The organism is Pelagimonas sp. KU-00592-HH, assembly GCF_040369695.1.
Taxonomy (GTDB): domain Bacteria; phylum Pseudomonadota; class Alphaproteobacteria; order Rhodobacterales; family Rhodobacteraceae; genus Shimia.
Genome location: NZ_BAABWM010000001.1, coordinates 444,421 through 456,913, shown reverse-complemented (window position 1 = coordinate 456,913; position 12,493 = coordinate 444,421). Strand labels below are relative to the sequence as shown.

At 59.9% G+C, this 12,493-nt stretch carries 15 protein-coding genes; all 15 read left to right on the top strand.

Annotated elements, in window-relative coordinates; translation table 11 throughout:
* The 15 genes from ABWV42_RS02425 to nuoH all read left to right on the top strand — a co-directional run bounded on the left by ABWV42_RS02425 (position 1) and on the right by nuoH (position 12,492).
* A complete protein-coding gene (locus ABWV42_RS02425; RefSeq protein ID WP_353338740.1) occupies positions 1-666 on the top strand; it encodes a glutathione S-transferase family protein in 666 nt (221 codons plus the stop codon).
* Entirely contained in the window at positions 659-1,516 is an 858-nt protein-coding gene (locus ABWV42_RS02420; protein ID WP_353338739.1) for a hydroxymethylglutaryl-CoA lyase, read from the top strand. Before ABWV42_RS02425 ends, ABWV42_RS02420 begins: the two co-directional genes overlap by 8 nt.
* A 40-nt stretch (positions 1,517-1,556) precedes the next feature.
* Positions 1,557-2,342, top strand: coding sequence for a crotonase/enoyl-CoA hydratase family protein (locus tag ABWV42_RS02415; protein ID WP_353338738.1), 786 nt, complete (start codon positions 1,557-1,559; stop codon positions 2,340-2,342).
* A gap of 473 nt (positions 2,343-2,815) precedes the next feature.
* Positions 2,816-3,181 (top strand): NADH-quinone oxidoreductase subunit A, encoded by a 366-nt coding sequence (locus ABWV42_RS02410; RefSeq protein WP_255105337.1) that lies wholly within the window; start codon positions 2,816-2,818, stop codon positions 3,179-3,181.
* Positions 3,181-3,705, top strand: a complete 525-nt coding sequence (locus ABWV42_RS02405; protein WP_255105600.1) for a NuoB/complex I 20 kDa subunit family protein — start codon at positions 3,181-3,183, stop codon at positions 3,703-3,705. Before ABWV42_RS02410 ends, ABWV42_RS02405 begins: the two co-directional genes overlap by 1 nt.
* Positions 3,702-4,307 (top strand): NADH-quinone oxidoreductase subunit C, encoded by a 606-nt coding sequence (locus ABWV42_RS02400; RefSeq protein ID WP_353338737.1) that lies wholly within the window; start codon positions 3,702-3,704, stop codon positions 4,305-4,307. The genes ABWV42_RS02405 and ABWV42_RS02400 overlap by 4 nt, the downstream gene beginning before the upstream one ends.
* Positions 4,307-5,521 carry an NADH-quinone oxidoreductase subunit D gene (locus ABWV42_RS02395; protein ID WP_255105340.1) on the top strand — a complete coding sequence of 405 codons (1,215 nt, stop codon included), beginning with the start codon at positions 4,307-4,309 and terminating at the stop codon, positions 5,519-5,521. Before ABWV42_RS02400 ends, ABWV42_RS02395 begins: the two co-directional genes overlap by 1 nt.
* Positions 5,521-6,663 (top strand): NADH-quinone oxidoreductase subunit E, encoded by a 1,143-nt coding sequence (locus ABWV42_RS02390; RefSeq protein ID WP_353338736.1) that lies wholly within the window; start codon positions 5,521-5,523, stop codon positions 6,661-6,663. Before ABWV42_RS02395 ends, ABWV42_RS02390 begins: the two co-directional genes overlap by 1 nt.
* Positions 6,664-6,666: 3 nt before the next feature.
* Complete coding sequence (locus ABWV42_RS02385) at positions 6,667-6,894, top strand: DUF5337 domain-containing protein (protein WP_353338735.1); 228 nt, start codon at positions 6,667-6,669, stop codon at positions 6,892-6,894.
* A gap of 4 nt (positions 6,895-6,898) precedes the next feature.
* A complete protein-coding gene (gene nuoF / locus ABWV42_RS02380) occupies positions 6,899-8,197 on the top strand; it encodes an NADH-quinone oxidoreductase subunit NuoF (protein ID WP_353338734.1) in 1,299 nt (432 codons plus the stop codon).
* A 12-nt stretch (positions 8,198-8,209) separates the two neighbouring features.
* Positions 8,210-8,596 carry a hypothetical protein gene (locus ABWV42_RS02375; protein ID WP_353338733.1) on the top strand — a complete coding sequence of 129 codons (387 nt, stop codon included), beginning with the start codon at positions 8,210-8,212 and terminating at the stop codon, positions 8,594-8,596.
* Positions 8,593-9,006, top strand: coding sequence for a DUF5333 domain-containing protein (locus tag ABWV42_RS02370; protein WP_353338732.1), 414 nt, complete (start codon positions 8,593-8,595; stop codon positions 9,004-9,006). Before ABWV42_RS02375 ends, ABWV42_RS02370 begins: the two co-directional genes overlap by 4 nt.
* A 3-nt stretch (positions 9,007-9,009) precedes the next feature.
* The gene (gene nuoG, locus ABWV42_RS02365; protein WP_353338731.1) at positions 9,010-11,022 is read left to right on the top strand and encodes an NADH-quinone oxidoreductase subunit NuoG; all 2,013 of its coding nucleotides are present in this window, start codon (positions 9,010-9,012) and stop codon (positions 11,020-11,022) included.
* 6 nt (positions 11,023-11,028) lie between these two features.
* Positions 11,029-11,445 carry a YNQ4 family lipoprotein gene (locus ABWV42_RS02360; RefSeq protein ID WP_353338730.1) on the top strand — a complete coding sequence of 139 codons (417 nt, stop codon included), beginning with the start codon at positions 11,029-11,031 and terminating at the stop codon, positions 11,443-11,445.
* A gap of 6 nt (positions 11,446-11,451) precedes the next feature.
* Positions 11,452-12,492, top strand: a complete 1,041-nt coding sequence (gene nuoH / locus ABWV42_RS02355; protein WP_353338729.1) for an NADH-quinone oxidoreductase subunit NuoH — start codon at positions 11,452-11,454, stop codon at positions 12,490-12,492.
* The last annotated feature ends 1 nt before the right edge of the window (position 12,493 follow it).

The following is a 12,493-nucleotide window of genomic DNA, read 5'->3' as shown; positions in this document are numbered from 1 at the left end:
ATGAAGATCGTTTTGCATCATGCGCATGAGGCGCGTTCGATGCGCGTGCTTTGGATGCTGGAAGAGTTGGGCGTGCCCTATGACGTGGTGTTGCACAACTTTTTCGACAAATCGCTGCGCAGCCCGGATTATCTTGCCATCAACCCGGCGGCACGGGTGCCTGCGCTGGAGATCGAAGGGCAGGTTATCTGCGAAAGCGGGGCGTCCATTGAATACCTATGCGAGCTGTTTCCCGAAAAGGGGCTTGGTCGGCCCGCTGGCGATCCGGAGAGGATGGCGTGGCTGGATATGCTGCATTATGCCGAAAGCATTGGGCAGCATGTGGCGAACCTGACCCAGGCGCATATTGTTCTTTACAAGCCGGACATGCGGTCTCCAACCCAGATGAACCTCGAGGCGCGGCGTTTGCTGAAGGTTCTGGGACGGCTGGAAGACCGGCTTTCGGATGGGCGTGAGTTTGTCATGAAAAGCGGCTTCAGCGGTGCCGACTGTGCCGTCGGCTATGGCGTCGACGTGGCGCGCCGCTTCGTGGCCTTTGACGCATTGCCGCGTGTTGCGGCTTACCGAGATCGTCTTGTGGAACGCCCCGCATTCAAGGCTGCTCTCCCTCCAGAGGGGGTGCAGCGCATCTATACCCAGGATTTTTATGAGGCACCGGATGTCTGACTTTGTCGAAATCTTCGAAATGGGCCCACGTGACGGGCTTCAGAACGAGAAGCGTCTGATCCCGACCGAGGAGAAGATCGCGCTGGTGGATAGCCTGAGCGAAGCCGGGTTCAAACGGATTGAAGTGGCGAGTTTCGTGAGCCCGAAATGGGTGCCGCAGATGGCGGATTCCGCCGATGTTCTGGCGGGTATTTCGCGGGCCGAGGGCGTGTCTTACGCGGCACTGACCCCGAACATGAAGGGGTTTGACGGCGCGGTTGCGGCAAAGGCGGATGAGATCGCGATTTTTGGGTCGGCGTCTGAAGGGTTTTCTAAGGCCAACATCAACGCGACGATTGCCGAATCCATTGAACGCTTTGTTCCGGTTGCCGAAGCCGCGAAGAACATTGGCCTGCCGGTGCGTGGCTATGTCTCCTGCGTGACGGATTGCCCTTATGACGGTGCGACACCGCCGGAACAGGTGGCACGGGTCGCTAGGATGCTCGCCGATCTGGGATGCTATGAGATTTCGCTGGGCGATACCATCGGGCAGGGCACGCCAGAGACCATTCGCGCGATGCTGGAGGCGGTTCTTCAAGAGGTGCCAGCCGCGAAGCTGGCCGGACATTACCATGATACCGCGGGGCGGGCCTTGGTGAACATCGAGGCCTCGCTCGACCTTGGGCTGCGGGTGTTTGATGCGGCCGTTGGCGGGTTGGGCGGTTGCCCCTATGCGCCGGGGGCCAAGGGCAACGTGGCAACAGAAGCGGTGCACGAGCGCGTGCGTGCGCTTGGGTTTGATACCGGTCTGGATGCGGCGGTTCTGGCCAAGGCCGGAGCCATGGCGCGGGCGATGCGGCAGGAGGGGTAAGTGCTCTGCCTGAAGAATTCTCATCACGAGGGGAAGATGAATGTTTGAAACAGTGACCATTGAAACGGATGCACGTGGTGTCGCGACGCTGACGCTGAACCGGGCCGAAAAGCACAACGCGATGTCCGGCGAGATGCTGGTGGAGTTGAAGGCGGCGGCCGAGCAGCTTGCCGCCGATGATGCGGTGCGCGTGGTGATCCTGACCGGGGCGGGCAAGTCGTTCTGTGCCGGTGGTGATCTGGGCTGGATGCGGCAGCAGATGGAGATGGACGCCGCGACCCGGGGCAAGGAGGCTCGCAAACTGGCCGAGATGTTACAGGCTTTGAACACGCTTCCCAAGCCACTGATTGGTCGTGTGCAGGGCAATGCGTTTGGCGGCGGCGTTGGCATGGCCAGCGTGTGTGACGCGACAATCGGTGTCGACAGCCTGACGATGGGTCTGACCGAGACGCGGTTGGGTCTTATCCCGGCGACGATTGGCCCCTACGTGGTGTCGCGCATGGGTGAGGCGATGGCGCGGCGGGTGTTCATGTCGGCGCGCCTGTTCAAGGCGGAGGAGGCAGTTACACTTGGGCTCTTGGCCAAGGCGGTTCCGGCGGAAGAACTGGACGCGGCTGTCGAGGCGGAAGTGGTGCCGTATCTTTCGTGCGCACCGGGGGCGGTGGCCTCGGCTAAGGCGCTTGCACGGGCCTTGGGCCCCCGGATCGATGACGAGGTGATCGACATGACGATCGCAGCCTTGGTCAAGGCCTGGGAAGGGGACGAGGCGCCGGAAGGCATCGCGGCGTTCTTCGAGAAACGGAAGGCTGCCTGGATATCGTCGTAAGCGAACCCCTAAAATTTCTTACCCGCGCCGCCCTAACATCGGGGCGGCGTTTGCCGTTTTGCGCCCTGTTGCAGGGGCGGTTTCTGCAAAGAATGAGTCTCTGGCGTTCAATTCGTGCGGACCTTGGCTTTGGTTGTCGATAAATTGATCGCCAAGTTGACGCAGGGTGCCCAAGAAAATTAATTTCGCATTTTTCCTACATCTTTGGGCTTGCGACGCGGCAGTGTGGTCGGCTTGGCGCATCAGCCGGTAAAAACGCCGTATTTCTTTATGAAATGGGGGTCGACCAATTGCCGCAGGATGGTTGAACAGAGAGTGTATACCTTTGTATGCAAGGGCGATGCGCCTTAATTTCATATTATTGAATGTGTGCGCGCTTGGTTGACCCTGCCAAGGGGCAGGGGTAAACCCGCTCTAGTAAATACAGCCATCTGACTGCACGAATTTTTCAACGTGCATGAAAGGAGCCACCTGTGGAAGAGATGCTGAGGGAATACCTTCCCATCCTCGTCTTTCTGGCCATCGCCGTTGCCCTTGGCCTCGTTCTGATCCTCGCAGCTGTCGTTCTTGCCGTACGCAAGCCTGATCCTGAGAAGGTGAGTGCTTATGAGTGCGGTTTCAATGCCTTTGATGACGCGCGGATGAAATTTGACGTCAGGTTCTACCTGGTATCGATCCTGTTCATCATCTTCGATCTTGAGATCGCGATGCTGTTCCCCTGGGCCGTTGGCTTCAAGGACATCTCGATGGTCGGCTTCTGGTCGATGATGGTTTTCCTGGCTGTGCTGACCATCGGCTTTGCCTATGAATGGAAGAAAGGGGCGCTCGAATGGGAGTGATGACCGGAGCGAACACCGCCGGAGCGGACCGTGAGGTCGCCACCCAGGCGCTGAATGCCGAGCTTCAGGACAAGGGCTTTATCCTGACCTCGACCGAAGACATCATCAACTGGGCGCGTACCGGTTCGCTGCACTGGATGACCTTTGGTCTGGCCTGCTGCGCGGTTGAGATGATGCAGCTTTCGATGCCGCGTTACGACCTTGAACGTTTTGGCACCGCACCGCGGGCTTCGCCGCGCCAGTCGGACCTGATGATCGTTGCGGGAACACTTACCAACAAGATGGCACCCGCGCTGCGCAAGGTTTACGACCAGATGCCCGAGCCGCGTTATGTGATCTCGATGGGCTCCTGTGCGAACGGCGGCGGTTACTACCACTATTCTTACAGCGTTGTGCGTGGCTGTGACCGGGTTGTTCCGGTCGACGTTTACGTACCGGGCTGCCCTCCGACCGCGGAGGCCCTGCTTTACGGCATCATGCAGCTGCAACGCAAAATCCGCCGCACGGGGACGATTGAACGATGAGCGAAGCCCTTAAAGAACTCGGAGCTCAGATCGAGCTCAAGCGCCCGGACTGTGTTCTGGGATGGGATGTGACCTACGGCGAATTGAACATTGACGTGGCCCCGGCGAACATCGCCGGGTTCGTCGAGTTTCTGAAGTCTGACACGAACTGCAAGTTTACCCAGCTTCTCGACATTGCCGGCGTGGACTATCCCGACCGTGCCAAGCGTTTCGACGTCGTGTATCACCTGCTGTCGATGACCCAGAACCAACGCATCCGCCTGCGTGTGAGCGTGCGCGAAGACGAGATGGTTCCCTCGGTGACCGGCGTGTTCGCCTCGGCCAACTGGTATGAGCGCGAAACTTTCGACATGTACGGTGTGATCTTCTCGGATCACCCCGACCTGCGTCGCCTGCTGACCGACTATGGCTTCCGTGGCCACCCGCTGCGCAAGGATTTTCCGACCACCGGTTATACCGAGGTGCGCTATGACGAAGTTCAGAAGCGCGTGGTCTATGAGCCGGTGAAGCTGCCGCAGGAATACCGCCAGTTTGATTTCATGAGCCCGTGGGAAGGTGCGCAGTACATCCTGCCGGGTGACGAGAAAGGGGAGGCGAAGTGATGGACGGCTCCAAAGGTTTCGAAGACGCCCTGACCGGCGAACAGAAAATCCGCAACTTCAACATCAACTTTGGCCCGCAGCACCCTGCGGCGCACGGCGTGTTGCGTCTGGTGCTCGAGTTGGACGGCGAGATCGTGGAACGCTGCGACCCGCATATCGGCCTGCTGCACCGTGGCACCGAAAAGCTGATGGAAAGCCGCACCTACCTGCAGAACCTGCCGTATTTCGACCGCCTCGATTACGTGGCGCCGATGAACCAGGAACATGCCTGGTGTCTGGCCATCGAGAAGATGACCGGCACCGAGGTGCCGCGTCGCGGCCAGCTGCTGCGCGTGTTGTGGTCGGAAATCGGCCGTGTGCTGAACCACCTTCTGAACATCACCACGCAGGCGATGGACGTTGGTGCGCTGACCCCGCCGCTTTGGGGCTTTGAAGAGCGCGAAAAGCTGATGGTGTTCTACGAGCGCGCCTGTGGTGCCCGTATGCACGCCAACTATTTCCGCCCCGGTGGTGTTCACCAGGATGTGCCGGACGCGCTTCTGGATGACATCGAAGAATGGGCGATCGAGTATCCTGCGAAGATTGACGATATCGACGGCCTTTTGACCGAGAACCGGATCTTCAAGCAGCGTAACGTTGATATCGGTGTCGTGACCCAGCAGGACGTGCTTGATTTCGGTATGACCGGCGTAATGGCGCGCTCAGCGGGCCTTGCCTGGGACCTGCGTCGCTCGCAGCCTTACGAGTGCTATGACGAGTTCGACTTCCAGGTGCCTGTTGGCAAGAACGGTGACTGCTATGACCGTTACCTGATGCGCATGGAAGAAATGCGCCAGTCGACGTCGATCATCCGTCAGGCCATTGTCAAGCTGCGCGAAGCGACGGGTGACGTCATGGCACGTGGCAAGATGACCCCGCCCAAGCGCGGCGAGATGAAAACCTCGATGGAAAGCCTGATCCACCACTTCAAGCTCTACACCGAAGGGTTCCACGTTCCGGCTGGCGAATGTTATGCCGCCGTCGAAGCGCCCAAGGGCGAATTCGGCGTTTACCTCGTTGCCGATGGCACCAACAAACCCTACCGCGCCAAGATCAGCTGCGCCGGCTATCGTCACCTTCAGGCCATGGACCACATGGCCACGGGTCACCAGCTTGCCGACGTCGCCGCCATCATCGGCACGATGGACATCGTTTTTGGGGATATTGACCGCTAATGCTTCGTCGTCTTCATTCTGAACAACCCGAGAGCTTTGCCTTTAGCCCGGCCAACCAGGCCTGGGCGGAAGCGCAGATCACGAAATATCCCGAAGGCCGTCAGGCAAGCGCGGTTATTCCGCTGTTGTGGCGTGCACAGGAGCAGGAAGGCTGGCTGACCAAGCCCGCGATCGAAGGCATCGCCGACATGCTTGGCATGGCCTACATCCGCGTGCTGGAAGTGGCGTCCTTCTACTTCATGTTCCAGTTGCAGCCGGTTGGGTCGGTGGCCCACATCCAGATCTGCGGCACCACGTCCTGCATGATCTGCGGTGCGGAAGACCTGATTGCCGTGTGTAAAGAGAAGATCGCCGAGAAGCCGCACCAGTTGTCGGCGGATGGCAAGTTCTCGTGGGAAGAGGTCGAGTGCCTTGGTGCCTGCACCAACGCACCGATGGCCCAGATCGGCAAGGACTACTACGAAGACCTGACCGCTGAAGGTCTGGCTGCGATGCTGGACGAGATGGCGGCTGGCAAGGTGCCGGTTCCGGGGCCGCAGAATGGCCGGTATGCAGCCGAGCCGCTCTCGGGTCTGACCTCGCTGACCGAATATGACAGCGGCAAGACCCAGTATAACGCTTCGGCACAGCTGGCGACCGACATCGGTGACAGCATCAAGCGGATCGACGGCACCGAAGTGCCGCTGCGCACGCCTTGGGTTGGCGCGGATGGCACCGTTGCGGGCCGTAGCCCCTCGAAGCCGCAGGCCCCGGCCGAGCCGGAAGCGCCGAAGCCTGCCGTGAAGCAGGCCGAGGAGGCCAAGAAGGCGGGGGCTCCGAAAGAGGAAGCGCCCAAGAAGGCAAAACCGAAGGCCGAGAAGAAGGCGGCTGAAGCCCCTGCGGCGGATGCGGGTGTGGATGATCTCAAGCAGTTGAAGGGTGTTGGTCCGAAGCTGGAAGAGAAGCTGCACGCCGCTGGCGTGACGACCTTCGCGCAGATCGCGGCCTGGGGGCCGGACGATATTGCCGAGATGGACGACAAGCTGTCGTTCAAGGGCCGCATCGAGCGGGACGGCTGGGTCGACCAGGCCAAGACGCTTGCCGAAGGTGGTGCAACCGAGTTTTCGAAACGCGTCGCCAAGGGCGGGGTCTACGAGGACTAAGACATGACGGGTGGGCAACAGGAACAGTATCTGGCAAAGCGGGGCCGCGTCGTGGCCATCGTGATTGCCGCGACGATGCTGATCTGGATGGCCGCCCAGTGGTTGGGACAGGCGATGGGGCTGCCGGGACGGTATGCGCTGTTGTTCGATTTCGCCGCGATTGCCGCGCTGATTTGGGCGGTGGTGAACATTTATCAGATCTGGCGCCTGCGCCGGGAAATGCAAGGGTAACAAGATGCTCAAAGACCAGGACCGTATCTTTACCAATCTCTACGGTATGCACGATCGCACGCTGGCGGGCGCAAAGGCGCGTGGCCATTGGGATGGCACCGCGAAGATCATCCAGAACGGATGTGACTGGATCATCGACCAGATGAAGGCCAGCGGCCTGCGTGGTCGTGGTGGTGCGGGCTTCCCGACCGGTCTCAAGTGGTCCTTCATGCCGAAAGAAAGCGACGGACGTCCGGCCTACCTGGTCATCAATGCCGACGAATCCGAGCCGGGCACCTGTAAAGACCGCGAGATCATGCGCCATGATCCGCATACCCTGATCGAAGGGGCGCTGATCGCCTCTTTCGCGATGAATGCCAACACGGCCTATATCTATATTCGTGGTGAATTTATCCGCGAGCGTGAAGCGCTGCAAAACGCCATCGACGAAGCCTATGACGCCGGTCTTCTGGGCCGGAACGCTGCTGGCTCGGGCTGGGATTTCGATCTCTTCCTGCACCACGGGGCAGGGGCCTATATCTGTGGTGAGGAAACCGCGCTTCTGGAGAGTCTTGAGGGCAAAAAGGGTATGCCGCGCATGAAGCCGCCGTTCCCGGCGGGTGCGGGCCTTTATGGTTGCCCGACCACCGTGAACAACGTGGAATCGATTGCCGTTGTGCCGACCATCCTGCGCCGTGGCCCGGAGTGGTTCACCTCGTTCGGTCGTGCGAACAACGCGGGCACCAAGCTGTTTGGTATTTCCGGCCACGTCAACAACCCCTGTGTTGTCGAAGAAGCGATGTCGATCTCGTTCGAAGAGCTGATCGAAAAGCATTGCGGCGGTATCCGTGGCGGCTGGGACAACCTGTTGGCCGTGATCCCCGGCGGATCGTCGGTGCCCTGTGTACGCGGTGAGAACATCCGCGACGCCGTGATGGATTTTGACTATCTGCGCAACGAGCTGGGTTCGGGTCTCGGGACCGCTGCCGTGATCGTGATGGACAAGCAGACCGATATCATCAAGGCGATCTGGCGTCTGTCGAAGTTTTACAAGCACGAGAGCTGTGGTCAGTGTACGCCGTGCCGCGAAGGCACCGGCTGGATGATGCGCGTGATGGATCGCCTTGTGAAGGGCGAGGCCGAGATCGAGGAAATCGACATGCTTTGGGATGTGACCAAGCAGGTTGAGGGCCACACGATCTGTGCCCTGGGCGATGCGGCTGCCTGGCCGATCCAGGGTCTGATCCGCAACTTCCGCGAAGAGATCGAGGATCGCATCAAGGCCAACAAAAACGGGCGCATGGGCGCCATGGCGGCCGAATAAGGAATGTCGGGTATGATGGGGCAGGACAACAAAACCAAATGGAACACACGTGCGCGTGTTGCGGTAATTGGTGTGGTAGCGCCATTGTGTCTTGCACTTGGGCTTTCTGCATGTGGACGCTTCTCGGATGAGAATGCGTTGACCTTCGACGGCTTCTATTTCCGCACGGACGTAGACTTGTTCGAGCGCAAGGTGCGCGATCACTTCCGCGTTGAAGTGCGCAATCCCCAGCAATCGCTGGCCGGTGCGCGCGAGGCCGGTCGCCATGAGGCGATCAGCCACTGTATCGAACAATATGGTACTTCGGTCATTGAGTGGGTCGACGGCCCTGACGTGGAAGATGCAGAGTTGATCTTTGACAAGGATACCCTGGTATTCGAGGGGTATTGCAGGCCATGATCCGTCGTCTCTCGCATATGTTTGCCTGCGCCGCAGTGGCAGCCCTTGTTGCAGGGGCTGTTTCCGCGCGTCCGCATCTGAGCGAGGTTGACGAAATCAACGACGGTCTGTTCGTGATCGCCGTGGCCAAGGAAATCCGGGATTACTGTCCGGAGATTTCGGCACGCACCCTGAAAGCCTATGATTTCCTTTGGAAATTGCGCAAACAGGCGCGTGAAATGGGATACTCGGATACCGAGATCAAGGCCTATATCGGCGACGATAAGGAAAAGGCCAAGATGCGCGTACGTGGTGAGGCGTATCTGAAGAAACACGGGGTCACCTATGAAGACCCGCAAACCTTTTGCGCGCTTGGGCGCGTGGAAATCGAAAAATCGAGCCGGATCGGCGCGCTGTTGAGGGCGAAATAAGAGATGTCTGACCTACGCAAGATCGTTATCGACGATACTGAAATCGAGGTGGAAGGGGCGATGACCCTGATCCAGGCCTGTGAAGAGGCTGGGGTCGAGATTCCGCGCTTCTGTTATCACGAGCGCCTGTCGATTGCTGGCAACTGCCGCATGTGCCTTGTCGAGGTCGTGGGGGGGCCGCCGAAGCCGGCGGCGTCCTGCGCGATGCAGGTGCGCGACCTGCGCCCCGGGCCGGAAGGCCAGCCGCCGGTGGTGAAAACCAACTCGCCGATGGTCAAGAAGGCGCGTGAAGGCGTGATGGAATTCATGCTGATCAACCACCCGCTGGATTGCCCGATCTGCGACCAGGGCGGTGAGTGCGATCTGCAGGACCAGGCCATGGCCTATGGTATCTCGAACACCCGCTTTTCCGAAGCCAAGCGCGCGGTAGACGATCTGGATCTCGGGCCGCTGGTGGCAACCACAATGACCCGCTGCATCAGCTGTACCCGCTGTGTGCGTTTCACCACCGAGGTGGCGGGGATTGCCCAGATGGGCCAAACAGGCCGTGGCGAAGATGCGGAGATCACCAGCTATCTGAACCAGACGCTGGATTCGAACATGCAGGGCAACATCATCGACCTGTGTCCGGTTGGTGCTCTGACGTCCAAGCCCTATGCTTTCTCGGCCCGTCCGTGGGAACTGACCAAGACCGAAACCATCGACGTGATGGATGCGCTTGGGTCGAACATCCGCGTCGACACCAAGGGCCGCGAAGTGATGCGTATCATGCCGCGTAACCACGATGGCGTGAACGAAGAGTGGATTTCGGACAAGAGCCGTTTTGTCTGGGACGGCCTGCGCCGCCAGCGTCTCGACAAGCCCTATGTGCGTGTTGATGGCAAGCTGAAGCCGGCGACCTGGGGCGAAGCTCTCGCCGCCGCGGCCGAAGCCATGAAAGGCAAGAAGGTTGGCGCGCTGGTGGGCGATCTTGCTCCGGCCGAAGCCGTCTTTGCGCTGAAGCAGATTGTTGATGGTCTGGAAGGCAATATCGAATGCCGCACCAACGGTGCGGTGCTGCCTGCCGGCAACCGCTCGGCCTATGTGGGCACGGCGGCGATTGAAGACATCGACAGCGCCAAGGCGATCTACCTGATCGGAACCAACCCGCGTGACGAGGCACCGGTGCTGAACGCGCGTATCCGCAAGGCGTGGGCCAAGGGTGCCGACGTGATCGTTGCGGGTACCAAGGGCATGGATCTGACCTATGACTATTCCTATGCCGGTCCGGGCCGTATGCCGCTGAACCGTCTGGCTGACGAAGCCGTGGCGCGCGAAGGTGCCATCGTGATCGTGGGGCAGGGTGCCATCTGCGAAGGCGACGGCATTGCGGTTCTTGGTCAGGTGATGACGCTGACCGAAAAGCTGGGCGGCAAGATGATGGTTCTGCACACCGCAGCAAGCCGTGTTGGCGCGATGGACCTTGGGGCCGTGACCGAAGGTGGTCTGGACACCGCAATGGAAGGTGCCGAGGTGGTCTTTAACCTTGGTGCAGACGAAGTGGAGATCGCGGACGGTCCCTTCGTGATCTATCAGGGCAGCCACGGCGACCGCGGTGCACACCGCGCCGACGTGATCCTGCCAGCCGCGGCCTATACCGAGGAAAACGGTCTGTTCGTGAACACCGAAGGTCGCCCGCAGCTTGCGATGCGTGCCGGGTTTGCGCCGGGTGAGGCCAAGGAAAACTGGGCCATCCTGCGTGCCCTGAGCGCGGAGCTGGGCGCGACGCTGCCTTATGACACGCTGGCGCAGCTGCGTCAGGCGATGGTTGCCGAGGTGCCGCATTTCGCGCAGATCGATCAGGTGATCGACAATGGTTGGGACGCGCTACCGGGCAAGGAACTGGCGAAGTCGCCGTTCCAGGTTGCGGTCAAGGACTTCTACCTGACCAACCCGATTGCCCGTGCAAGCGAGCTGATGGCCGAGTTGAGCGCCAATGCCAAAGGGCGCAACGAAGCAAAGGTTGCGGCAGAGTAAGCACATATGCATTTGAACGCCTTCATATCCCCAGTTCTCCCGGCGCTTGCGCTGGGGGTAACTGCGTGCGCACCCGTTGATGGCAACGGCGTGACACGTAACGGGGGTGTTGCGGATCTGGATTACATCGGTGTGGAAACCCGTCTTCTAGAAGACGACCTGGTCAATTTCCGCGCCGCTCTGTCCGGTTCCGAAACGGGTGAGGACGTGCGTGCCTATGCCGAATGCGCTGCCGCGCAATACGCGTTGATCCGGGGATTTGGATTTGCCCGGCATCTGCGCACGAATGTTGAGATTGAAAACGGAATCTGGCGGGGTGACGCGGTCTATGTCATCTCGGCTTCGCTTCCCCGTGGTCTCAAGACGATCGACGCTGAGGTGATCGTCTCGAACTGCGAAGAGAACGGAATACCCACGGTGTGAGGACCCATGACTGAATTCTTTACCACCACCTACCTGGGGATCTTCCTGCTGATCGTAGGACAGGTTCTCCTGATCGTCGTGCCGCTTCTGGTGGCGCTGGCGTTCCTCCTTTACGCCGACCGTAAGATCTGGGCCGCCGTCCAGATGCGCCGTGGCCCCAACGTGGTGGGCACCTTCGGTCTGTTGCAGAGTTTCGCGGACTTCGTGAAATACGCGGTGAAGGAAATCGTTTACCCCGCGGGTTCCGACAAGGTCGTGTTCCTGCTGGCCCCGATGGTATCGCTGGTCATGGCGCTGATCGCCTGGGCGGTGATCCCGTTCAATGATGGGTGGGTGCTGTCGGATATCAACGTCGCGATCCTCTATGTCTTCGCGGTCTCGTCGCTTGAAGTTTACGGCGTGATCATGGGTGGCTGGGCGTCGAACTCGAAGTATCCGTTCCTCGGCTCGCTGCGGTCTGCTGCCCAGATGATCTCGTACGAAGTGTCGATCGGCCTGATCATCATCGGTGTGATCATCTCGACCGGTTCGATGAACTTTGGCGACATCGTGCGCGCCCAGGATGGGGCATATGGCATCTTCAGCTGGTACTGGCTGCCGCACTTCCCGATGCTGTTCCTGTTCCTGATCTCGGCCATGGCGGAAACCAACCGCCCGCCGTTCGACCTTCCGGAAGCGGAATCGGAACTGGTTGCCGGTTATCAGGTTGAATATTCGTCGACCCCGTTCCTGTTGTTCATGATCGGCGAATACGTGGCCATCGTTCTGATGTGTGCACTGACCTCGCTCCTGTTCCTTGGTGGGTGGCTGTCGCCGATCCCGGGTCTGCCGGATGGCATCCTGTGGATGTTCGCCAAGATCGGTTTCGTCTTCTTCATCTTCTCGATGGTGAAGGCGATCACCCCGCGCTACCGCTATGATCAGCTGATGCGTATCGGTTGGAAAGTGTTCCTGCCGATGTCGCTGGTCTGGGTTGTTGTCGTGGCGTTCCTTGCAAAATTCGAAGCCTTCGGCGGTGCGTATGCACGCTGGGCGATTGGAGGCTGAT

Excerpts from the sequence above, each read along its gene's own strand:
- ABWV42_RS02385 (WP_353338735.1), top strand. The coding sequence starts at position 6,667 with ATGACGGGTGGGCAACAGGAACAGTATCTGGCAAAGCGGGGCCGCGTC.
- ABWV42_RS02420 (WP_353338739.1), top strand. The coding sequence starts at position 659 with ATGTCTGACTTTGTCGAAATCTTCGAAATGGGCCCACGTGACGGGCTT.
- ABWV42_RS02390 (WP_353338736.1), top strand. The coding sequence starts at position 5,521 with ATGCTTCGTCGTCTTCATTCTGAACAACCCGAGAGCTTTGCCTTTAGC.
- ABWV42_RS02375 (WP_353338733.1), top strand. The coding sequence starts at position 8,210 with ATGATGGGGCAGGACAACAAAACCAAATGGAACACACGTGCGCGTGTT.
- ABWV42_RS02405 (WP_255105600.1), top strand. The coding sequence starts at position 3,181 with ATGACCGGAGCGAACACCGCCGGAGCGGACCGTGAGGTCGCCACCCAG.
- ABWV42_RS02425 (WP_353338740.1), top strand. The coding sequence starts at position 1 with ATGAAGATCGTTTTGCATCATGCGCATGAGGCGCGTTCGATGCGCGTG.
- ABWV42_RS02400 (WP_353338737.1), top strand. The coding sequence starts at position 3,702 with ATGAGCGAAGCCCTTAAAGAACTCGGAGCTCAGATCGAGCTCAAGCGC.
- ABWV42_RS02360 (WP_353338730.1), top strand. The coding sequence starts at position 11,029 with ATGCATTTGAACGCCTTCATATCCCCAGTTCTCCCGGCGCTTGCGCTG.
- nuoH (WP_353338729.1), top strand. The coding sequence starts at position 11,452 with ATGACTGAATTCTTTACCACCACCTACCTGGGGATCTTCCTGCTGATC.
- ABWV42_RS02370 (WP_353338732.1), top strand. The coding sequence starts at position 8,593 with ATGATCCGTCGTCTCTCGCATATGTTTGCCTGCGCCGCAGTGGCAGCC.
- nuoG (WP_353338731.1), top strand. The coding sequence starts at position 9,010 with ATGTCTGACCTACGCAAGATCGTTATCGACGATACTGAAATCGAGGTG.
- ABWV42_RS02395 (WP_255105340.1), top strand. The coding sequence starts at position 4,307 with ATGGACGGCTCCAAAGGTTTCGAAGACGCCCTGACCGGCGAACAGAAA.
- ABWV42_RS02415 (WP_353338738.1), top strand. The coding sequence starts at position 1,557 with ATGTTTGAAACAGTGACCATTGAAACGGATGCACGTGGTGTCGCGACG.
- nuoF (WP_353338734.1), top strand. The coding sequence starts at position 6,899 with ATGCTCAAAGACCAGGACCGTATCTTTACCAATCTCTACGGTATGCAC.